Annotated in this window: 17 protein-coding genes; 4 read left to right on the top strand and 13 right to left on the bottom strand. The window is 55.9% G+C overall.

All coding sequences use genetic code 11. The features are described 5' to 3' along the window. Positions 1-30: 30 nt before the first annotated feature. The gene (locus L4D19_RS14290; RefSeq protein WP_075766315.1) at positions 31-492 is read left to right on the top strand and encodes an ATP-dependent Lon protease; all 462 of its coding nucleotides are present in this window, start codon (positions 31-33) and stop codon (positions 490-492) included. A gap of 166 nt (positions 493-658) precedes the next feature. Here the strand turns inward: L4D19_RS14290 and L4D19_RS14285 are convergent, their stop codons facing one another. The 7 genes from L4D19_RS14285 to L4D19_RS14255 all read right to left on the bottom strand — a co-directional run bounded on the left by L4D19_RS14285 (position 659) and on the right by L4D19_RS14255 (position 10,384). Further along, entirely contained in the window at positions 659-2,998 is a 2,340-nt protein-coding gene (locus L4D19_RS14285) for a Tex family protein (protein WP_428453003.1), read from the bottom strand. A gap of 211 nt (positions 2,999-3,209) precedes the next feature. After that, positions 3,210-3,947 carry a DUF3726 domain-containing protein gene (locus L4D19_RS14280; RefSeq protein ID WP_428453071.1) on the bottom strand — a complete coding sequence of 246 codons (738 nt, stop codon included), beginning with the start codon at positions 3,945-3,947 and terminating at the stop codon, positions 3,210-3,212. After that, entirely contained in the window at positions 3,947-5,686 is a 1,740-nt protein-coding gene (locus tag L4D19_RS14275; protein ID WP_428453002.1) for a hypothetical protein, read from the bottom strand. The genes L4D19_RS14280 and L4D19_RS14275 overlap by 1 nt, the downstream gene beginning before the upstream one ends. Positions 5,687-5,799: 113 nt before the next feature. Continuing rightward, positions 5,800-7,377: a BCCT family transporter gene (locus L4D19_RS14270; protein WP_428453001.1), complete on the bottom strand. Its 1,578-nt coding sequence runs from the start codon at positions 7,375-7,377 to the stop codon at positions 5,800-5,802. A gap of 90 nt (positions 7,378-7,467) precedes the next feature. Further along, entirely contained in the window at positions 7,468-8,457 is a 990-nt protein-coding gene (locus L4D19_RS14265; protein ID WP_428453000.1) for a membrane dipeptidase, read from the bottom strand. A 9-nt stretch (positions 8,458-8,466) separates the two neighbouring features. Next, positions 8,467-9,915, bottom strand: a complete 1,449-nt coding sequence (locus L4D19_RS14260; RefSeq protein WP_428452999.1) for an aldehyde dehydrogenase family protein — start codon at positions 9,913-9,915, stop codon at positions 8,467-8,469. A gap of 76 nt (positions 9,916-9,991) precedes the next feature. Next, on the bottom strand, positions 9,992-10,384 hold the full coding sequence (locus tag L4D19_RS14255; RefSeq protein WP_428452998.1) for a RidA family protein: 393 nt from the start codon (positions 10,382-10,384) through the stop codon (positions 9,992-9,994). 157 nt (positions 10,385-10,541) lie between these two features. Here L4D19_RS14255 and L4D19_RS14250 point away from each other — a divergent pair, with 157 nt between their 5' ends. Beyond that, a complete protein-coding gene (locus L4D19_RS14250; protein ID WP_428452997.1) occupies positions 10,542-11,432 on the top strand; it encodes a LysR family transcriptional regulator in 891 nt (296 codons plus the stop codon). Positions 11,433-11,450: 18 nt separating this feature from the next. Here L4D19_RS14250 and greB read toward each other — a convergent pair whose 3' ends face one another. The 3 genes from greB to L4D19_RS14235 all read right to left on the bottom strand — a co-directional run bounded on the left by greB (position 11,451) and on the right by L4D19_RS14235 (position 15,285). After that, positions 11,451-11,921 carry a transcription elongation factor GreB gene (gene greB / locus L4D19_RS14245; RefSeq protein ID WP_428452996.1) on the bottom strand — a complete coding sequence of 157 codons (471 nt, stop codon included), beginning with the start codon at positions 11,919-11,921 and terminating at the stop codon, positions 11,451-11,453. A 221-nt stretch (positions 11,922-12,142) separates the two neighbouring features. After that, positions 12,143-14,245 (bottom strand): methyl-accepting chemotaxis protein, encoded by a 2,103-nt coding sequence (locus L4D19_RS14240; protein WP_428452995.1) that lies wholly within the window; start codon positions 14,243-14,245, stop codon positions 12,143-12,145. After that, entirely contained in the window at positions 14,242-15,285 is a 1,044-nt protein-coding gene (locus L4D19_RS14235; RefSeq protein WP_428452994.1) for an SGNH/GDSL hydrolase family protein, read from the bottom strand. Before L4D19_RS14235 ends, L4D19_RS14240 begins: the two co-directional genes overlap by 4 nt. A 424-nt stretch (positions 15,286-15,709) precedes the next feature. Here L4D19_RS14235 and ompR point away from each other — a divergent pair, with 424 nt between their 5' ends. Together ompR and envZ are read left to right on the top strand one after the other, a co-directional pair. After that, positions 15,710-16,429 (top strand): osmolarity response regulator transcription factor OmpR, encoded by a 720-nt coding sequence (gene ompR / locus L4D19_RS14230; RefSeq protein WP_428452993.1) that lies wholly within the window; start codon positions 15,710-15,712, stop codon positions 16,427-16,429. 14 nt (positions 16,430-16,443) lie between these two features. Beyond that, on the top strand, positions 16,444-17,778 hold the full coding sequence (gene envZ / locus L4D19_RS14225) for a two-component system sensor histidine kinase EnvZ (RefSeq protein WP_428453070.1): 1,335 nt from the start codon (positions 16,444-16,446) through the stop codon (positions 17,776-17,778). Between the two features lie 110 nt (positions 17,779-17,888). On the opposite strand, the gene L4D19_RS14220 is transcribed toward envZ, so the two are convergent. The 3 genes from L4D19_RS14220 to trmH all read right to left on the bottom strand — a co-directional run bounded on the left by L4D19_RS14220 (position 17,889) and on the right by trmH (position 22,445). Continuing rightward, positions 17,889-19,259 carry a uracil-xanthine permease family protein gene (locus L4D19_RS14220; RefSeq protein ID WP_428452992.1) on the bottom strand — a complete coding sequence of 457 codons (1,371 nt, stop codon included), beginning with the start codon at positions 19,257-19,259 and terminating at the stop codon, positions 17,889-17,891. A 375-nt stretch (positions 19,260-19,634) separates the two neighbouring features. Continuing rightward, complete coding sequence (gene recG / locus L4D19_RS14215) at positions 19,635-21,716, bottom strand: ATP-dependent DNA helicase RecG (protein ID WP_428452991.1); 2,082 nt, start codon at positions 21,714-21,716, stop codon at positions 19,635-19,637. A gap of 21 nt (positions 21,717-21,737) precedes the next feature. Beyond that, positions 21,738-22,445, bottom strand: coding sequence for a tRNA (guanosine(18)-2'-O)-methyltransferase TrmH (trmH, locus tag L4D19_RS14210; RefSeq protein ID WP_428452990.1), 708 nt, complete (start codon positions 22,443-22,445; stop codon positions 21,738-21,740). Positions 22,446-22,483 lie beyond the last annotated feature (38 nt).

The raw sequence follows: 22,483 nt of genomic DNA, 5'->3' as shown, positions 1-22,483 counted from the left end.
GTCAGCTGATGCCCGGAGAAGAGCGTCAGCATGATTGTTTCCCCAATACAGGTAGGAGCGCCAACCGTAGCTCCTTCAGTGAACCCGCCTACCGAACAGGTCGCGCGGGATAATCGCGTTCGTGAAAAAATCGTCCCACCGACCCAAACCGCCGAATCTGCGCGGGAGAAACCACTCAGCAGCGATGAAAAACAGTTAAAAAAGCCTTCCTGGGATCCGAGCGAGCACCCCGACTATCATGAGCTTGCTGTTACCGAGCAACAGTATGGCTATCAGGAGGACTTCGAGCAGCTGGTCAAGGCGCTGTCAGCCGATAGCTATATGGCCGATGTAAGCGAGCTGGGCTATTCCATGCACATTCAGCTGCCGAGAGACTTGCTTGAGGAGCTGGAGAAAATCAGCCAGGTCGAGCGCACCAAGGGGGTTGTCGCCCACCGCTACGCACAGGCCACCGTGCCTAACCCGCCGACGGAATATCTGGTGGTGTTATAGGAATTGATTCAGCCCCTAGAAAGAGCAGGTTCGAGGAAAAGCAAGAGCAGAGTACTTCTTGCAACTTTTGGATCTTGGTCTGCAGAAGCCATATAAAAAGAGCCAGCATGAGAATGCTGGCTCTTTTGCTTTCACTCTAGGCTCGTTGTTAGCCCTTCGTTACTGCTTATTTCTTTTTCGCGTTGGCAAAGGCTGCGGCAAAGGCACCGCCCATCGCGCTGTTATTGCCTTGGCCTTGTTGATGACCGCGGCTGCTATTGCCTCGCGGTTGGCGCTGTTCACGAGGCTGCTGGCGCTGGCCTTGCGGTTTGCGGGCCGGTTTCTCTTGTCCCGGCTCATCGTTGAGGCGCATCGACATGCCGATCCGCTTGCGTTGCAGGTCGACCTCCATCACTTTCACCTTGACGATATCACCGGCTTTGACCACCTCGCGCGGATCCGACACAAACTTGTCAGACAGCGCCGAGATGTGGACCAGTCCGTCCTGGTGGACACCGACATCGACGAAGGCCCCGAAGTTGGTGACATTGGTGATCACGCCCTCGAGTACCATGCCCGGGATCAGATCTTTGACCTCGTTGACGCCTTCGGCAAATGTAGCTGTCTTGAACTCCGGACGCGGATCGCGGCCCGGCTTGTCCAGTTCGCTGATGATATCGGTGACTGTCGGCAGGCCGAACTTCTCATCGGTATAGTCGGCAGGCTTGAGTCCGCGGAGGAAATCGCTGTTGCCGATAATGGCATCGACCGGCTTGTCATTGCTGGCGGCAATAGCTTTGACAACGGCGTAGGATTCAGGGTGTACCGCCGAGCTGTCGAGCGGGTTCTTGCCGTTCATGATGCGCAGGAAGCCGGCACACTGCTCGAAGGCTTTCGGCCCGAGGCGCGCCACTTTCTTCAGGGTGGTACGGGCATCAAAACGGCCGTTCTCGTCGCGGTAGCTGACAATATTCTGGGCAATGGTGGTGTTCAGGCCTGCAACCCGGGTCAGCAGCGCCGGTGAGGCGGTGTTGACATCGACACCGACGGCGTTTACACAGTCTTCCACGACCGCATCCAGACGCTTGGCCAGCATGCTTTGGCTGACATCGTGCTGGTACTGGCCGACACCGATGGATTTCGGGTCAATCTTCACTAGCTCAGCTAGCGGGTCCTGCAGGCGGCGGCCGATAGACACGGCACCACGCAGGGAGACATCCAGGTTAGGGAACTCGTTGGCTGCCAGCTCCGAGGCCGAGTAGACCGAGGCACCGGCCTCGCTCACCATGACGCTCTGGACTTTCAGGTTGTTGTCTTTGAGCAAGTTGGCGACAAAGCTGTCTGTTTCACGTGAAGCAGTGCCGTTACCAATCGCGATCAGGTTGACGTTATGCTTGGTGATCAGCGCTAACACCGTTGCTTCTGACTGGGCAACCTGACGCTGCGGCTGATGCGGGTAAATAGTGGCAGTATCGAGCAGCTTGCCGGTCTGATCGACAACGGCTACCTTACAGCCGGTACGCAGGCCCGGATCCAGTGCCAGGGTGATACGCGGCCCGGCCGGCGCTGCCATCAACAGGTCTTTGAGGTTGTCGGCGAATACCTGCATCGCACCGTCTTCGGCTTTCTCGCGCAGTGCGCTCATCAGCTCGGTTTCCATGTGCATCAGAATTTTGATCCGCCATGCCCAGCTGATCACCTGTTTGCGCCAGGTATCAGCAGGCTGGCTGCCGAGGGTCACGCCATAGTGATCGGCAATCATGATTTCGCAGTAAGAGCCGCGGACACCTTCTTCCTGCTGGGGATCGGCGTTCAATGATAGCTGCAGAAAACCTTCGTTCCGGCCTCGGAACAGGGCCAGGGCACGGTGCGACGGAATGTTTTTCAGCGGTTCGTTGTATTCGAAGTAATCCTTGAACTTGGCGCCTTCCTGCTCTTTGCCATCAACCAGGCGGGAAGTCAGCTCGGCATTGCTTTGCAGGTGGCGGCGGACTTTGTCCAGCAGCGCGGCGTCTTCGGCAAAGCGTTCCATCAAAATGGCACGGGCACCATCAAGGGCAGCCTTGGTGTCGGCCACGCCCTTGTCGGCATCCACATAGCCTGCTGCTGTGGCTTCCGGTTCCTGGCTCGGTTGCTGCCACAGGGTGTCGGCAAGCGGAGCCAGGCCGGCTTCAATGGCAATCTGTCCTTTGGTACGGCGTTTTGGCTTATAAGGCAGGTACAGATCTTCAAGGCGGGTTTTGCTGTCGGCCCCGGTGATTTCTGCTTCTAGCTCTGGGGTCAGCTTGCCCTGCTCGGTAATGGATTTGAGGATAACCTGGCGGCGATCGTCCAGCTCGCGCAGGTAACCGAGGCGGGATTCCAGGTTACGAAGTTGGGTATCGTCCAGTCCTCCGGTGACTTCCTTACGGTAGCGGGCAATAAAGGGCACCGTGTTACCGTCATCTAACAGAGTGACTGCTGCCGTGATTTGCTCGTTGCGAACATTCAGCTCGCTGGCAATCATCTGATTAATAGCGTTGCTCATCCGTTGTATCTCTTGGTTGTCGTTAACCCGCCCATTCTACGGAGGAATGGAGGAGTAGCAAGGCGTGATCTGTTAAGAGTGTGTCAGTGCCCGTTAAGCGTAGGCGGTTGGGAGCAAGAATACGATATGGCTTCAGAGCGAGGGGAATCGCGCTTTACTCACGAGTCAGCGGTAAGGACAGGCACCAACTCGTGAAAAGCGGGGGAAAGGGTTACAGAGACGGTTCCGATTCACCAGCACCGCGGCGGGAGGTATCGCTGGATTCGACCAAGATTGCGCCAGCAGCCTGTTTGATCCGCTGCCAGTGTGTTTCATCGACGGTGATGCCTTCCTGCCAGGCTTGCGCCTGGGTTTCAGCCAGGGTCTGCGACGAGATATGGTGATCGAACTCGGCGCTGGAAGGCAACGGGATAGGCTGGGTGCTGATCTCAATCCTCAGGCTGTGCAGGCACGACGGCTGCTTTGCTGGCAGAGCAGAGACAAATAGCTCGGGGCTAACGCAGCCTTTGTTGAGGACATACACGACATGCTTGGGATCATGGCCGTTATACCAGGTCGCTTTAACCGATAGCCCCTTGGCTGCCAGCTTGACCAGTTCACCAAAGGCCAGCCAGCGGTTATGGCATTGCTGGATATCGAGGGTAATGTTGTTTCGGCCAATCAGCTTTTCAAGGGTGAAATCAAGCACTGTCGGCAGGTGGCAGAGAATGCTGCAGCCATGCAGGTTGGCTGTGAGCTGGGCTTCAGAGGTGGCTTCGACATCCACCGGACAGTCGCGCTCCTGCTGCAGAAAGTCCAGCGCCTTGACGAAGTGTTCGACGCCGTTGAGGCCGACCATTTCCAGGTCGGCAACCATATTGGCTATCATGTCGGCTTCACCACAGCTGCGTCGCAGGCCGGTAAAGGCTTTGCCTGTCAGTACGACCAGTTCGTTGTGTGAGACTTGCATCATGCGTTGTCCTCCGGCTGAGAGCTTGTGTTGGCAGTGGTGTCGGTAGCTGCGTCGGTAGTGATGTCGTTGACTGGCAGTAGCGGGAATAACCATTCGCCGTCATGTATTTCATCGCAAAGGGGCGCGCCCTGGAAAAAGGTCACCCGTACCCAGCGATCCGAGCGCGGGTCAAACTTGGTGGCACCAAACATGGCCAGCTTGCAGCGTAGAAGATGCATTGGCAGTGCCGTCTGGCTGAGCACGTTCATCTGAATGTCGCCCATCGGGCAATGGCCCAGGGTCCAGGCTCTACGGGCGATGGAGCGGAACTGTGGCTGCTTGAGCAGAAACTCCGCCAGCGAGCATTGGCCGGATTCTGCTGATAGTGCCTGGTTTAAGCGGTAAACCTGACGGGCAATATCGAGCCCGAGCTCTCGGTCTTCACCTGGTTCCTGACCTCGAATACCCATTCGCGGTTCTTCTTTGTCCTCCGAACGGTACCAGAACCAGTAGGTGTTTTCCGGCTGATTGAAATCGATGTCCAGCGCCCAGCGGTACCGGGTAGCGAGCAGTTGCTGCAGATCACTGACGGTAATACCCGGACTCAGGACTAGGTTCTCATCGGCATTCATGGTGTTTTCGAAGTTGTCGATATCCTCAGGGTAGAGCTCCAGCAGGCAGGCCAGGGCAATTTCCTGTGCCTCGTAGCTATAGCGTTGGTTCTGCTCCAGCCAGTGCTGCCAAGTGCTGCGCTGCTTGGCGGCGACGTGCAGCGAGCTGATCACAGCTTCGATGTCACTGACAGCCTGATGGTTCAATGCCCGCTGGTGATCGTCAATCGTGACGACCTGCTGCAGGTGCAGACAGGCACGCTGGAGCAGCGGAATTATTGTCTCGCAACCCGCCGGAGTCACTGCCTTATTGCTGATAGCAGCAACGGCTTTTTCTCGCTCGGACAACCACTGGTCGACGATGCGGGGGTGGTTGATGAGGTAAGGTGCCATGCCCAGTCCGGTTGCATTGCCGACACCCAGGTACCGCTGGAGGGGACGTGCCAGCTCGACAGCCTCGTCGCCACCTTGCTGCCTGGCAAGAAAGTGGATCCAGTCGAGGCTGAACTGGCGCAACATATATACGGCGCACATCTGGGCGCTGAAGGAGAGGTTGAAGTCGCAGTTGTTTTTTAAAATCTCGAAGTCGGCAATACCGAACTTGCCGTTACCGTAGACGGCAGTGGTACGCAGAATATAGCCGACACTGGCAAGTACCTGGCTGTCAGGCTGGCGGCCCCGGGACAGGGCTTCGACCAGATGGTCAAACACCCGGACGCTTTTGTTGGCTCGAGCAAGTACGAGCACTTTGCTGGAATTGCGGCCGGCTTCCTGGAGCGGCACATTGCTTTGCAGCTGGGTCAATAGCGCATCGTCTACATCGCCTTGTACCAGGGCGAAAGTGATATCCCACTTTTCCGCGATAACCCGGTCGTTACGCTCTTCATCGGCGATGGCATCGGAAAAGACTACCAGATGGTAGTGGTTCTCGGGTGTTTGCAGGCGATAGATCGCCGTACCGAATCCGAGCTCGGACAAAGCCCAGCGATATTGGCTAACTTGCCAGTGCTGATTGGCCATCCGGCGGATCAGGCTCCTGACGAAGCTGATCCGGGTCTGATGCATGGCGCCTAGTCGCTCCGGGGCCATGACGGTATCCGGGTGACGAAGTTGTGGTTGGGTTCCAGTACAACGATGTGCATCCATTTTGCTCACCATATCCAAGTTGTCTGAGCCGGTGACGGCTCACTATTATTATGGAAGGCAGCTCGACAGGCTGCCTGACCTTAGCTGTAAAGCGTGGTGTAGGGTAGTGCGGCTTATAAGCCTTGTTCCTTTGCCATCTTGAGTGCCAGCTTTGGCGCGTCCCAGAGTGACGGCAGCAAGATGAGTGAAACAGGCACTGCGGTAATGACTATGAAGGACTGCAGGGCAGAGACACCGCCCGAACCGAGCGAAATCAGGATGATTGCTGTCAGTCCCATCATGATCCCCCAGAAAGTACGAATAAACGCATTGGGCTCTGTCTCGCCGCTGATCACGACACTGATGGTATAGGTCATCGAGTCCCCGGTGGTGACGATAAAGATAGTCGTCAGGATCAGAAACAGGATAGAAACAATTAACGGGAACGGTAGTTGCTGGGTGATGGCCAGCAGGGCACCAGGCAGGTTGAAGCCTTCGAAGGCTTTGCTTACCGAGCCCGGATCGGCAATTTCAAAGGCAATCCCGGAGCCGCCGACGATAGTGAACCAGAAACAGGTGATCAGCGGAGCAATAATGCTCAGGGTCATAACCAGCTGGCGAATAGTGCGGCCGCGTGAAATTCGGGAGATAAAGATGGCCATCATCGGACCGTAACCCAGGAACCAGCCCCAGAAGAATACCGTCCACCAGCTGAGCCAGCCTTCGTCACCGCGGTAGGTTGCCATAGGCACAAAGTTGTCGAGCATGGCACCGACGCCTTGCAGGTAGCCGTTAATAATAAAGCCGGTCGGGCCAACCAGTAGCAGGTAGGCCATCAGCGCGACGGCCAGAATGATGTTCCAGCGACTCAGGAACTGGATCCCGCGGTTCAGCCCGCTCAGTGCAGACAGCGTATAGATCGCGATGGCAAAAAGGATAATGATGAACTGGGTGGTGAAGCCATCGGGAATATCGAATAATGAGTTCAGGGCGAAGCTGATTTGCAGGCCAAGGAAACCGATAGGACCGATTGTGCCGGCCGCAACTGCAATGATACAGCAGGCATCGATGGTGTTGCCCATCGCCCCTTTCAGTGCGCGCTCACCCAGCAATGGGTACAGCAGAGTGCGAGGCTGAAGCGGCAGTCCTTTGTCATAGTGCAGGTGCATCAGGACGATGGACGTCAGGCTGCCGGTAATGGCCCAGGCCAGGAATCCCCAGTGCATGAACGACTGCGACAAGGCATTGATGGCGGTCTGCCATGGGCTGTCAGGCACGCCATACAGCGGCGGCGGGCTGACATAGTGGGCAATCGGCTCTGCCGCCGCCCAGAATACGCCGCCGCCGGCGAGCAGGGTGCAGAGCAGGATGGCTATCCAGCGGAAGCTGTCGATTTCCGGTGTATCCAGGCTGCCCAGTCTGACATGGCCGGTTTTACCGGCCGCAAGGGCCAGGCCGATCAAAAAGGTCAGTAGCAGCAAGATTTGCCAGTACGGGCCGAAAAAGGTGACCGACCAGGAAAAGCCGGTATTGACGAAGGTGGAGAGCAGGGCATTGTCATACAGGGCGAGGGCAACAAACAGGGCGATAAACCCACCGCTCAGCCATTGCACCGGGCTTTTAAGTCCCAGCTTGTCTGATGCGGTTTGCTGCTTTGCCGATGGATGACGGGTCATAGGCTGTGCTTTAGCTGTGTTCATGATGTCGGACATACAATGTCTCCAGACGTTATCGGATTTGCATGGGCAAAAAACGTAATGGTGATGGCCTGCGTAAGAGTATAGTTATGGGCAGGCGGTCAGTTATTTGGCGGGCGCGAGGCCGTCTTTCAGGAAGCTGAACCAGTTTCCTCCCATGATCTGGCTTGTTTCCGTGTCGCTGAATCCTTGTTTCAACAAGCCGTTATAGATATTTTCCATCCCTTTGTTGTCACAGAACCAGGGCAGAGCATCCGGCCAGCCGGCATTGCTGGACGAGCCTTCGCCATAGTCCATGGCCTTCGACCAGCGGCCGTTGCGCATCCACTCCAGTACTGCCTGCGGTTGGTTGAGGCAAAGATCGCTGCCGATACCCAGGTGTTCCACCCCGATCAGCTCAGCGGTGTCGGCAATCATTTGACAGAAGCGTTCTAGCGAGCACTGGCTGCCGTCCGGCAGGTGAAACGGGTAGAGGCTGAAGCCGAGTAATCCGCCGCGGCTGGCCAGCGACTTGATGACCTCGTCGGATTTGTTGCGCAGCGCGTCGTGGGCCGAGGCCGGGTTGGCATGGCTGATACAGATTGGCCGGGTTGACAGGTCAATCGCCTCGAGGGTCGAGCGCTCGGCACTGTGTGACATATCGATGATCATCCCGACCCGGTTCATCTCCGCGATGGCCTGCTTGCCAAAGCGGGTGACCCCGCTGTCTTCCTGCTCATAGCAACCCGTCGCCAGCAGGCTCTGGTTGTTGTAGGTAAGCTGCATGATCAGCAGCCCCTGCTTGCGCATGACTTCGATCAGGCCGATTTCATCATCAATCGGCGAGCAATTCTGGGCCCCGAAAAAGATACCGACCTTTCCTGTTTCCTTGGCCGTTTCGATATCGGCCATGCTCATCACTGGCATGATAAGGTCACTGTGCTGCTCGAAGTGGAGGTTCCACTCGGCAAAACGGGTGAGGGTCTCACGGGCGGTTTCGTGATACACCAACGTGGCATGTACCGCGGTGATCCCGCTGGCCTTCAACGTTTCAAAGTAGGCCCGATCCCAGTTGCAGTACTGCAGCCCGTCGATGATGATGCGATCCTGATACATAAAAGCTCCTTAGTAAGGGCGCTGGTAGGCAGTTTTCACTACGGTGTAGAACTCTTTGGCGTACTGGCCCTGCTCGCGGGGACCAAAGCTTGACTGCTTGCGGCCACCGAACGGGACATGATAGTCCGTACCTGCCGTTGGCAGGTTCACCATGACGCATCCCGTTTGCGCCTGTTGCTTGAATAAGGCACTGGTTCGCAGGCTCTGGGTAATAATGCCGCCAGTCAGGCCGAAGCGAGTATCGTTGACCGTGGCAATGGCTTCATCCAGATCGGCGACACGAATAACACTGGCCATCGGGGCAAAGACTTCTTCCTGGTTGACGTCCCAGTGGTTCTCGGTACCAAGGAATAGGGTGGGTGCCATGTAGTAGCCGTCATGTTCCAGGCTGAGCTTTTCGCCACCGAAGGCCAGTTCGGCACCGTGCTGGCGGGCCTTTTCAATCCAGTCCAGGTTTGACTGCAGCTGGTTGCCATCGACTACCGGCCCCATGAACACCCCGTCTTCGAGGGCATGGCCGATTTTGAGCGTACTCATGCGCTTGATGAGTGCCTCGACATAGGCATCATGGATGCTGTCAACCACTACCAGCCGTGACGAGGCAGTGCATTTCTGGCCGGCGCCGGAGAAGGAACCCATGATGGTTGCCTCGACAGCTGTGTGGATATCGGCATCGTCGGCAACGACCAGGGCGTTTTTGCTGCCCATTTCAAGCTGACAGCGAACAAAGTTGGGTGCCGTGGCGGCAGCGACCTTGCGGCCGGTATCAACCGAGCCGGTGAAGCTGACGGCATTGATTTGCTCGGAGTTGATCAGGGTGTTGCCAACCTCGGAACCACTGCCGAGTACCAGGTTGAAGGCCCCTGCCGGCAGGCCCTGGCGGTGAATAATTTCAGTCAGGGCAACGGCACTGGCCGGAGTCAGGTTGGCCGGCTTCCAGATCACGCTGTTGCCGAAGGCCAGTGCCGGGGCAATTTTCCAGGCCGCTGTGGCTGTCGGGAAGTTCCAGGGCGAAATGATAGCCACGACGCCGACGGCTTCCCGGCTGACTTCGACCGAGACACCCGGACGAACAGACTCGGCAATGTCACCCATCTGACGCAGAACTTCGGCCGCGTAGTACTGGAAGAACTGGCCAGCCCGGTAGAGTTCTCCGCGCCCTTCGGCAAAGGGCTTGCCTTCTTCGCTCGACAGCAAAGTGCCGAGCTCGTCGCAGCGGGCGATCAGCTCGTCGCCAATGCCCTGCAGGACTTTTTGTTTTTGCTCCAGCGGCGTTTTTTCCCACTCGGGCTGTGCCGCTCTGGCGGCATCGATAGCGTGCTGAACCTGCTGCTGGCTGGCCTGGGCAAATTCTCCGAGGTTCTTGCTGATATCAGACGGGTTGATGTTGCTGATAGTCGTTGTGCCTGACTGCCACTCACCGGCAATATAGAGGGCTTTTTCTGCGTCAAATGTCATGGGACTGTCCTTGAAATAGTGCGTGATCTGATCTGGGTTTCTGATCAACCTTTATTCGTAGTGCTAGATCTGTCTGTCATTGATCACCGACGGCAGCGTAGACGACCAGTTCGACAAGCATCTCTTCCCGTGCCAGCCCGGCAACAACAACGGCGGCACGGTTAGGGTAAGGGGCGTTGAAATAATCGGCGTAAATCTTGTTGACGGTAGCCAGGTAGCTACGGTCGGTCACATAAATCAGTACCTGGAGGACGGCATCGGTCGAGACACCAGCACACTCCAGGGTGTGAACCAGGTTATCCAGGGTCTGGCGAGTCTGGGCTTCAATTCCGCCCTCGACGACGCTGCCGGATTGATCGATAGGTATCTGTGCGGTGTATAGGGTGCCGTTGTTGACGACAGCCCACTCCAGGGGAGCCTTCGAGGCAAACAGTGATGTAGGGACGGCTTTCTTTGCTGTGGCTGACATATCTCACCTGTAATGTAACGAGAATGTTTCAATATGGTTAAATAATGCACATAATAGGGTGATAAATCGAATGGTTTATTTCTGACACTTGATAAGTTTTTTTTATCAAAAGAGGCGGTGAATTGATCGCGTTGCAGGTATCAATAAGGACAATGGTATGGATATGAAGCTACAGCAGCTGAAGCACTTTTCGCTGGTTGTGCAGGAGGGGGGCTTTCGGGCGGCTTCCGCCAAGGCGAACCGTTCGCAGGCAGCGCTGTCGACGTCGGTCAAAGAGCTGGAAAAAATCCTTGGCCAGCCTTTGTTTGAGTCTGGCCATAAAGCCAAACTGACCCCTTATGGCGAGGTCTGTCTGCCGAAAGTTGATCAGTTTCTTCGGTTATATCAGGCGCTGGATAGCGACTTGCGGGCGGCGGCTATCGGCCAGCAGGGGCAGGTTAGGATTGCCTGCGTGCCGTCGGTGGCGGCAAAGCTGATCCCCAAGGTGTTGGCACAGTTCAGTACCAGCTATCCGCAGGTCGAGGTATCGCTGGTTGACGACAATGCCGCCGGGGTCGAGGCAAGGCTGCTGGCCGGGGAAGTTGACCTGGCGCTAGGCAACTGCCTGCATGTTAACGACGAGCGGATTGATTTTACGCCTTTGCTGTCTGATCGGCTGGGGGTGGTGTGCTTGCAGGATCATCCCATCGCGGCAATGGCCGACGGGGTGAAGTGGCGCCAGGTCACGGCGTATCCGTTTATCAAAAATGGCACCTGTAAGCTGCTGGATCCGACACCGGCCCGGGTCCTGAGCGAAAGTGCGTTGTATACGGTAGAAAACATTACCTCTTTGTTTTCGGTATTGTCGCTAGGGATTGGGGTGACGACACTGCCTAAGCTGGCGTTTCCCGAGACCGAAACGCCGCTGGTGTGGCGGCCTCTGGTCGATCCTAAAGTGGAGCGGCAGATTGGGATTTTCCGTCTGTTTGACCGCCACATTTCGCCGGCGGCCAATGCATTCTATGCCCTGTGCTGCGAACAGTTGCAAGACCGGGAATATGCGCAGTAACGAGCTTGTAGTGAGCTGTCAGGTATAGCGGATGCTGTTGACGAACCATTCCTTCCTGCCAGCCGGGGTGTTGACCTCGAACTCGTCGTCGACCTCTTTTTTCAGCAGCGCCCTCGCCATCGGCGAGTCGATGGAGATATAGTCATTTCGGCCATAGATTTCATCCGGGCCGACAATGCGGAAGGTTTTTGTTTCGCCGTCATCGTTCTCGATCTCGACCCAGGCACCGAAGAAGACTTTGCCGTCCTGCTGCGGGGAATAGTCAACGACCTGGACGATTTCCAGCCGTTTGCGCAAAAAGCGTACCCGGCGATCAATTTCCCGCAGGCGCTTCTTGTTGTACTGGTAGTCAGCGTTTTCGCTGCGATCGCCCAGGCTGGCTGCCCAGGTGACTTTCTTGGTCACTTCCGGCCGTTCTTCCTTCCACAGGAAGTCTAACTCCTCTCTGAGCTTGGTATATCCCTCGCGCGTAATCAGGTTGGTTTTCATGGTGTGGATCCAAATCTGGTTGTAGGCTGGATAAATCTTCTAACGCTTTGACGGTGAGGTCAATCTTCGCGCTCGAATTGCGACTGTTTCATCATGATTCGGCTTCTTCAGGAAAGCGGCGAATAAGCTGGAAAAGAAAGAAGAAAAGAGAAAAGAAAAGGCGAGAGATATTGAAATCCTCTCGCCTTTGGTTGGTAGGGTAACAATCGACCAGATAAACGTTAGTATTTAAACTTGTTTAGCTTATCTTCCACGTCGCTGGTTTGTGTCAGCATCCCCTTTGCCTCCTGGCTGGAAGTTTCTGCACTCTGGGCGGCCTTGACGGTGATATCTGTGATCGCACTGATATTACGGTTGATATCCTCTGTGACCTGATGCTGCTCCTCAGCCGCGGTAGCGATTTGGCAGACCATCTCCTGCATGGTCGAGGTGGTTGCCATCAACGCCTCAAGCTCCATGACCGCGGTGCGACTGCTTTCGATGCTGTTGCGACTGTAGGTCTGGCCGTTGGAAATCGCTTCAACTGTCAGCTGTATCTGGCTCTGGAAGCGGTCGATCATCTGCTGGATTTCTTCCGTCGAGTTCTGCGTCTTGGAAGCCAACTGGCGTACCTCATCGGCAACAACGGCAAACCCGCGACCGTGCTCGCCGGCACGTGCGGCTTCAATTGCGGCATTTAACGCCAGCAAGTTGGTCTGATCGGAAATGCTGCGAATGACCTCGAGAATGCTGCTGATCTGGTGGCTCTGGGTCTCCAGCTCAACAATGGTCTCCGTGGAGCGTTCCATCTCCTCTCCGAGCTGGCTGATCATGCTGGCACTGTCATTGACCACGTCGCTACAGCGTGTAATCGCCTGGTTGGCTTCTTCTACTGAGCTGGCGGTATTGGCCACATTGTTAGCGACCTCGCTGGCAGTACAGGCCATCTCATTGATGGCGGTAGCGACTTGTTCCAGCTCCTGGCGTTGTTGCTGCACGCCCTGGTGCGAGGTTTCGGCGATACCGGCCGAGCGATTGGCAGACAACTTCAGATTTTCTACCGAGCCGGCAATATCGCGGATCATCCCCTGCAATGAGGCCATGAGGGTGTTAAGCCCGTGCATCAGCGAACCGGTTTCGTCTTTTCTGGTGACATTCAGGCGATAGGTCAGATCGCCGCCGGCCTGACCGAGCTGGCGGACGATATCCACCACTTGCTGAATTGGTGTGGAAATCCGCTTGGCCATCAGATAGAGCACAGCAAGGGCAAAGAGGGAGATCACCACGCCTGCAATCAGCTGGCTGTTGAGGAAGTCGCCGAACGAGCTGTTCAGCTCGCGCTGCAGGGCATTAATGTCCGCTAGCAGCTCGGCCTTGGGGACCGAGATCCACAGCATCCACGGTGTATCGGTATTACCGACCCGGATTGGTGTCACCAGGCTGGAGAATTCCTCTGTCGAGTTCCAGACTTGCTTTCCGGCCTGGAACTGGGCTTTGCGCTGGCTCCAGTCAGACAGCACCTCACCGAGCGGGGAGACCGGGTTGGTGTCTCCGGCGACCACCCCGCGGTAGGTGATAATGCTGACATGGGAGTTCGGACCGAATTTATCGCGCTGGAGCTTGAGTGCCAGCTCGTTGATAAAGTTGACCGACAAATCGATGCCGAGCATACCGATAGTACGGCCGTTGGCCTTGATCGGGGTGACTAGGTTGGCCATCAGCACCTGCTTGCCTTGTACATCATAGGCCCAGGGGTCGATCAGACAGCTGCGCCCGGTTTCCAGCGGGCAGAGATACCATTCGCTGACGCGGGTACCTGTTTTGGTCTGGTCCTGGATATAAAAGCGATCGGAATCTACTGCCGAGGGCTTGAGCTGGTTATCGCTGCCGCGGGTCCAGTAGACGTTGAACTGGCCCTTGCCGTCGATGGCCTCATAGGTCGAATCTTTGCCATCCCAGGCGTCGGGCTCGAAAGCGATATAGGCCCCCAGGAACTTCTGGTTACCGGCCAGCAGATCACGGACCATCAGCGAGAGGTCTTCACGGCTCAGTCTGTTTGGCTTGTCAGTCGACCCTGCCATCCCCGAGACGACACTGGCCATGGCTTCTGCCGAGTTCATCGCTACCGAGAGCTGGTTTTGGATCTGCTCGGAATGAAACTTGCTGGTTTCCTCCAGCAGTTCGGTCAGCGTACTGTCAGCAAAGTTATAGGTTTTGCTGTGCACCATGTCCTCTAGTTGGCCGGAGTATTTCAGTCCGACCAGAAGCACCGCAACGAGCGAGAAAAACAGGCAGCTGGCTGCGCCGAGTATGATCTGATGACGTATAGACTTGAGTGAAATCATAATGCTATTCCGGCTTTGACGAGGTTGGCGGCATCCTTGGCGATCACTTTATGCATTGCTGTGGTCGGGTGCAGGCCGTCCCAGTACAGGTTGTTGTTCGGTTTGGCAATGACCTTGCCGGTAGCATAGCTGTAGGCTTCACCGGTGACATCGGTGATGGTGACAGCCAGGTCGGTATCATGGTACTGGCCGTTTTGTTTTACTTCGTTGATCACCTTGTCAAACGCAGCAAAGGCGTCGAAGTGGAAAATCTCGATGTCCGGATTGCTTGACGCCAGTTTTTCCAGACCGGCTTTGAGTGCCTGGTTGTGCTGGCCGATAAACTGGGTGACTTTGTCTTGCTGGCCGGCAAACCATGGCGCATCGACAAAGTTTGGAATGTTTGCCGCGAGGATTTGTGTAGCCCCTGCGTCAATCAGGGATTCGATATCTTTCAGGGCAAGGGCGGCGGCCTTGTCACCGCTCTGGCCGAGATCGCCAAACAGGGTGAACCATAAGTTGTTAGTACCACTCATATAGCTTACCAGCTCACTGCCGTTGAACTGCCCCTTGCTGTGAACGCGTTGCTGAATTTGCAGGCCGCTGTTTGACAGCACGTCGAGGCCTGAGTTGGCGGTGAAGCCGTTGGCGGCATCAATATCAAGGAAACGGCCCGGTCCGGACATGGCCCCACCGGTTGCCCAGTTGGTCCCGGCCAGCGGCTGATCTTGGTATTGGTAGCTGACTTGCTGGCCGTCCGGGCCCGTTAATACCAGGGTGCTTTCAATGCGGCCGTGGGCGCGTGTCGGGGCTGGCATATCGAGAAAGGTCGCCAGGTATTCGGTCCAGACCGGTCCGTTGCTGAATCGGCCATTGACGTTGGGTTCCAATGCGCGGATACCGATATTGCCGGAGGTCGCCTGATTCATATCGACAGTGATAAGGTGTTTGTTGCCCATATCGGACAGGCTATCGCCGAAGTTTGAGATTGCATTAAAGTCCGCGGCGTGCAGGCTAAGAGGAAAAAGGGCAAGAAGAGCAGGGAATGTAAATTTGTTCATATTGTACTTATCTGTTTGTTTGACGTAGTGGAGGAAGTATTGTCGCTATGTCGCACGGGTATGTTTTTCACCCGGATGCAGATAAAAACAGTTGTACTGCATTTTTTATCTGTTCGTATTTGCTCAGTGCAAATAGTTGATTTGGTCGGATTATATGGAAAGCTTTTCTATTATCAAATTTATCAATGGGTGGGGAGAGATATTCCTGACTTATGAGTTAACTTTGACTCGTTATGGCGCGGATGACGTAAATGGTGGTGAAAGTTAGATCGAATTCGCACCTTTCCGCCGGGATGGTGAACACACGACATACTCTGTAACAATTTGAGGTATGATTTAGCAGCACTGTTCAGCGTCTATCAGCTGTTGTCGAGTAAGATATGAATAGATTTCGATACTATTGTCGATGCAGGTAAGGTGAGATATGCAGGAAAATTACAAGATTCTGGTTGTTGATGATGACATGCGCCTACGCGCACTGTTGGAGCGTTATCTGTCGGAGCAGGGTTTCCAGGTACGTAGCGTGGCCAACGGTGAGCAGATGGATCGCTTGTTATCCCGTGAAACTTTTCATCTGATGGTGCTCGATTTGATGCTGCCGGGCGAAGATGGCCTGTCTATTTGTCGCCGGCTGCGTAATGCCAACAATATGTTGCCTGTCCTGATGCTGACCGCCAAAGGCGATGAAGTTGACCGTATTGTCGGGCTTGAGGTAGGGGCTGATGACTATCTGCCTAAACCTTTTAATCCGCGTGAATTGCTGGCCCGGATCCGTGCTGTGCTGCGTCGCCAGACCATAGAAGCACCCGGTGCGCCGAGTGTCGACAGTAAAGTCATTGAGTTCGGTGATTTCCGCCTAAACCTGGGCACCCGTGAGATGTTCCGTGGCGAAGAGTCGATGCCGCTGACGTCCGGTGAGTTTGCCGTGCTCAAGGCGCTGGTTACCAATGCCCGGGAACCGATGTCCCGCGACAAGCTGATGAACATGGCCCGCGGCCGTGAGTACTCGGCGATGGAGCGTTCGATTGATGTACAGATTTCCCGTTTGCGCCGGATGGTAGAGGAAGATCCGAGCCGTCCACGCTATATCCAGACAGTGTGGGGGCTAGGGTACGTATTCGTTCCTGACGGTAGCGAGGCCTAAGTGAGGCAACCATGATGCGGATGTCACCGCGCAGTACATTTACCCGTACACTTATTCTTCTGGCTGGCTTGCTGATTGCCAGCCAGATTTTTTCCTATCTGGCAGTCCTGAATTATGCGCTGTTGCCCAGCTTGCAGCAGTTCAACCGTATTCTGGCCTATGAAGTGCGGCTGATGCTGCGTGAGGATGTCGAGCTTGCCGACGGCAAGACCTTCCACCTCGATCCCCCGGTTCGTCGGCAGTTGCTCGAGCAGCTCGGAGTAACGCTGCACCTCGAGGACAGCCCTGATCTCAGCGAGTATGAGCAGGCAACCCGTATCGAGTACCTCAGCGAGGAGATGACCCGTGAGCTTGGTGCGCCTACCGAGGTGCGGTTGGTGTTGGGCGCTGATAGCTATGTGCTGTGGATGCGGTGCGATGCGATGCCAGGCTACTTTATGCGGATCCCGTTGTCGGAGCTGCAGGAAGACGATTTCTCGCCCCTGTTTCACTACAGCTTGATCATTGCCTTTATGGTGATTGCCGGTGGCTGGCTCTTTATTCGGATCCAGAACCGGCCTTTGGTTGCGTTGGAGCAGGCGGCGCTTCAGGTGGCCCGTGGTGAAACGCCGCCCCACCTGCCGGAAAGAGGGGCATCGGAAATCCGTGCGGTAACTAAGTCGTTTAATCGGATGTCCGAGGGGATCAAGCAGCTGGAAGATGACCGGGCACTGTTGCTGGCCGGGGTCAGCCATGACTTGCGCACCCCGCTGACCCGGATCCGTCTGGCTACTGAAATGATGTCGCCGGAAGACGGCTATCTGGCCGAGAGCATGATTAAGGACACCGAGGAGTGTAACGAGATCATCAGCCAGTTTATGGATTACCTGAAGTCGACCAAGCAGCTGGAAGAGGAAGATCTTGATTTGAATCTCCTGCTGCAGGAAGTGGCCGAGGCCGAAGGAGGCTACGAGTGCGAGATTGAACTCGAGCAGGGTGATATTCCCGGTATCGTGCGTGCCAATGGCGTGGCGATCAAACGCTCGGTGGCCAATCTGGTCGTCAATGCGATCCGCTACGGTAACGGATGGGTCAAGCTTTCCAGTGGGGTGACCGCTGATCGCAAAACGGCCTGGTTCTGTGTCGAGGATGACGGTCCCGGGATTGAACCGGATCAGGTCGCCAAGATGTTTCAGCCCCTGACCCGGGGAGATTCTGCCCGGGGCAGTGAAGCCGAGGGGACCGGATTGGGTCTGGCTATCGTGCAGCGGATCATCGACCAGCATGAAGGGACAATCATGGTGACCAACCGCAGTGCCGGTGGCCTGAAAGTACAGGTGAGCCTGCCGCTGGTGGTGAGCAAAAAATAGCTAAGCCTGGATTTACCCTGAAAAAGCAAACGTCACAACCAAAGCGAGAGCCAAGAGGCTCTCGCTTTTTATTTGCATATTGCTTATGTCGTTAGCGACACTTTCTTTGACTATTTATTCTCTTCCGGTAGTACCAGATTCAGCACGATGGCCGTGATACCGCCTGCCGCCATCCCCGACGATAAGATGCTTTTCACCCATTCTGGCATGAACTGGAGAATTTCCGGTTTCTGGGCAATGCCCAAGCCCATCGAGAAAGACAGGGCCATGATCAGAATGGCGCGGCGGTCGAGCTCACAGCGGGAAATAATGCGGACCCCTGAGGCGGCAATGGTACCGAACATCACGATGGTTGCGCCGCCCAGGACCGGCTCCGGGATGAGCTGAACCAGATTGGCAACACCCGGGAACAGCCCAAGCAGTACCAGCATACCGGCAACGAAGTAACCGATATAGCGGCTGGCGACACCGGTCAGCTGGATGATGCCGTTGTTCTGGCTGAAGGTTGAATTCGGGAAACTGTTTAATACCGAGGCTAGTGCTGAGTTGATACCGTCGGCCAGTACCCCGCCTTTGATGCGTTTCATGTAGACCGGTCCGGCTACAGGTTGTTCGGAGGTTTCCGAGGTTGCGGTAATATCGCCGATGGCTTCAAGTGACGTGATGGCAAAGACGATTACAAGCGGGATCAGCAGCGACCAGTCAAATCCCAGACCGTATTGCATCGGCAGCGGGATGGCTATCAGGTCGGTATCGGCTGAGCGCGAGGTATCGATCATGCCGGTCAGCCATGCCAGCACGGTGCCGGCAGCCATCGCGATAACAATCGATGAAACTCGCAGATATGGGTTCTTGACCCGGTTGAGTAGTACGATTAAACCCAGAACAGTGCCGGCCAGCATCAGGTTGTCGAGGCTACCGAAGCTGCCGTTTTCAATTGCGGCGTAGCCACCGCCCATTGACGTCAGGCCGATCTGGATCAGGGTCAGGCCAATCAGAGTCACCACGATGCCGGAGACCAGCGGGGTGATCACGCGCTGGGCATGCTGGAGAACCCGGGAGATAAAGACCTCAGTCAGCGAGGCAACCAGGATAGTACCGAAAATGGCGGCCATCATGGTTGGGATATCGGCTCCGCCGGCTTTGAGCGCCAGACCGGCACCAATAATCGGGCCGAGGAAGTTGAAGCTGGTACCCTGAATCGACAGCAGACCGGAGCCGACAGGACCAAAGGTACGAATTTGGATGAATGAAGCCAGCCCCGAGGCAAACAGGGACATACTGACGATGGTATTGGTATCGCTGGCCGGCACGCCCAGAGCTTGGCAGATGATCAGCGACGGGGTGATCACGGCAACAAACATGGCTAGCAAGTGCTGGGTGGCTGCAAACAGGGTTTGTGGCAGTGGCGGCCTGTCTTCCAGACGGTAGATCAGATCAGAATTTCGTGGTGTTTCGATGTCGCTATGCTGGCGGGTCATGGCCGTTTTTCCTTGGACTTACTTCGGTATCCCTTTGCAATACGCTGAATGGGCACTGCGTTGTGAAAGCTGGTTATATCTGTGATTGCTGTTACTCAGATCCAAGCTGACACCGGGTGAAGTGAAAGTGGGTGAAATTTGTGCGCTATTTTAATTATCTTTCTGTAAATAGCAAACGTTTGCGTGTTTTGTTTTAGATTATTTTTATTTGCATCGGAAATACAGAGCGGAAGGATAAAAACGTAAGAAATGTGCCAGAGGCGTTATTTATCCTAGGCTGCCAAGATCACAGTACGGAATTATAGTGTCAGCCAAGCGATTGCTATCAGCCAGAAAGGTATTTTTTTACCTTCTCTGGCTGAATTGCCGTATTGGTTAGGCGTTTGAGTAGTTCTCGCGTTGTCCCAGCCAGCGATCAATGATGGCCTTGGCATTGTCCGGGTAGCGGTCGTGGACATAGCGGGCCAGCTTCTGCACCTGGGGGATCAGGTGTTGGTCACGAACCAGATCGGCAATTTTGAATTCGGCGATGCCGGTCTGCTTGGTACCCAGCAGTTCTCCCGGTCCGCGAATTTCCAGATCGCGCTGGGCAATCACGAAACCGTCGCTGCTTTCACGAAGCACGGCGAGGCGTTTCTGGGCGGTCTTTGACAGCGGGGCGTGATAGAGCAGGACACAATGGCTGGCAACACTGCCCCGGCCGACCCGTCCTCGCAGCTGGTGGAGCTGCGCCAGACCGAGCCGCTCAGGGTTTTCGATGATCATCAGGCTGGCATTGGGCACGTCGACCCCGACCTCTATGACGGTGGTGGCAACCAGCAGGTGCAGCTCGCCGTCCTTGAAGCGCTTCATGATTTCTTGTTTTTCAGCCGGCTTCATCCGGCCGTGCACGAGCCCGATATTGAGATCGGGAAGCTGTGCGGTGAGCTCGTCGGCGGTGTCGGAAGCGGCTTGCGCCTCTAGGACCTCGGATTCATCAATCAGAGTACAGACCCAGTATGCCTGCCGGTCTTCGTTGAGGCAGGCTGAGCGGATGCGTTCGATAATTTCTGCCCGGCGCGAATCGGGTAGGGCGACGGTCTGGATCGGGGTCCGGCCCGGCGGCAGCTCGTCAATCACCGAGGTTTCGAGATCGGCATAGGCGGTCATGGCCAGGGTACGGGGGATCGGGGTCGCGGTCATGATCAGCTGGTGCGGGTAGCGACCTTCATTGGCCCCTTTCTCGCGTAGCTCCAGGCGCTGGTGGACACCGAATCTGTGTTGTTCATCGATGATTACCAGTGCGAGGTTGCTAAATACCACTTGCTCCTGAAACAGGGCGTGGGTGCCGACTACCATTTTGGCTTCACCGCTTTCGATGCGGGCCAGCTCGCTATCCCTTGCCTTGCCCTTGAGCTTGCCGGCCAGCCAGCCTACCTGGATACCCATCGGGTTGAGCCAGTTGGCAAAGTTGATTGCGTGCTGCTCGGCCAGTAGCTCGGTCGGGGCCATGAGGGCGACCTGATAGCCGTGTTCAATGGCGCGCAGCGCTGCCAATGCCGCCACCAGCGTCTTGCCCGATCCGACATCGCCCTGTACCAGCCTCATCATCGGGTGCGGTTTGGCCAGATCCGTCTCGATATCGGCGACAACCCTTTGCTGAGCCCCGGTCGGGCTGAACGGAAGGCTATCAAGAAGCCGGATTTTCAAGCTATCGGAGGCGGTTAGCGGCCAGGCTTCGTGCTGCTGGCTTTTGCTGCGAACAGCCAGCATCGACAGGTTTTGTGCCAGCAGCTCTTCGAGGATCAGTCGGTGCTGGGCCGGATGCTTGCCTTCCTCTAGCTGATCGAGGGAGACGTCCGGGGTCGGACGGTGCATGACATGCAGTGCTTGGGCCAGCGTCATCTGGCGATCGTACAAGCCATCAGGTAATAGCTCGCTGACGGCTGCCTTGTCGAGCAGGCGAAGGGCCTGATCGGTCAGGTTACGCAGGGTCAGCTGGCGCAGACCGTCAGTAGTCGGGTAGACCGGGGTGAGGGTTTCCTCGACGCTGAGCTCGGTCGGTTCGGAGAAGACCTTGTAATCCGGGTGGATGATTTCCAGCCCGAACTTGCCGCGCTTGAGCTCGCCGTAGGCTTTGACCTGTTTGCCTTCACTGAGGCTGTTTTTCATCGCCGCATTGAAGTTGAAAAAGCGCAGGGTCGCCGAGCCGCTGCTGTCGCTGATTTTTACCGTCAGCATCCGCCGTTTGCCAAAGCTGATATTGCTGTTTAGCACTTCGCCCTGAATAGTCAGGTACTGGCCGGGCATGGCACTGGCTATCGGCCAAATCCGGGTTCGGTCTTCATAGCGGAGCGGCAGGTGAAAAAGCAGGTCCTGGACGGTGTTCAGACCAATCTTTTCCAGCTTTTCTGCCATTTTGGCACCAACACCGGACAGTTCGGTCAGGGCTATGGTATCAAGTAGTTTTCCGCTCATCGCTAATCCCGATTGTGGCTGTTATTTGGTTTTTTTCTTTGGCTCGGTGGCCTGCATGATGCTCCACCACTGGTCATCAGCGGCAATCTGCCCATGCTCATCCAGTGGCGGGTACGGTAGCCCTTTACGGCGGGCGACTTTTGCCAGTACCGGATGGCCGCGTTCAAACAAAATCCGGTGGACGACCTCATCAGGTAGCTGGGTTTTCTCCAGATCGTACATGCCGGCATTCTGGCGCTGACGCTGGGCCTCGTAGAGGATCAGGGCGCTGGCCACTGAGACATTCAATGACTGTACCATACCGACCATCGGAATGATGATGTCCTGGTCGGCAAGGGCGAGGGCTTCAGGCGTGATCCCATTTTTCTCGCCACCGAGGATAATGGCGGTAGGTTTGGTGTAATCCACCTCACGAAAGTCAATCGCAGTATCCGACAAGTTGGTCGCCAGTACCTGCATGCCTTGCTCTTTCAGTGTGCTGACGGCATTGACCATATTGTCATGGGTTTCGAGCTCGACCCAGTTGCGGGCACCAGCCGAGGTGTGGCTCAGCACACGCATGCCTTCCTTGGGCCAGACGGCGTGGACTTTGTGTACGCCTACAGCATCGGCCGTACGGATAATAGCGGAGACGTTGTTGGGTTTATGCACTTCTTCCATGCATACCGTCAGATCCGGCTGGCGGGTCGCCAGGACAGACTGAATACGTTGAAAACGATCGGGAGTCATAGTGTTCTTTGTCGTTCTTTAATAAAGAAAACGCCCGA

This window comes from Photobacterium kasasachensis (assembly GCF_050336885.1).
In the GTDB taxonomy this organism is placed as follows: domain Bacteria; phylum Pseudomonadota; class Gammaproteobacteria; order Enterobacterales; family Vibrionaceae; genus Photobacterium; species Photobacterium kasasachensis.
Note: the sequence above shows the minus strand (reverse complement) of the source record. Positions and strands in the feature narration are given on the sequence as shown.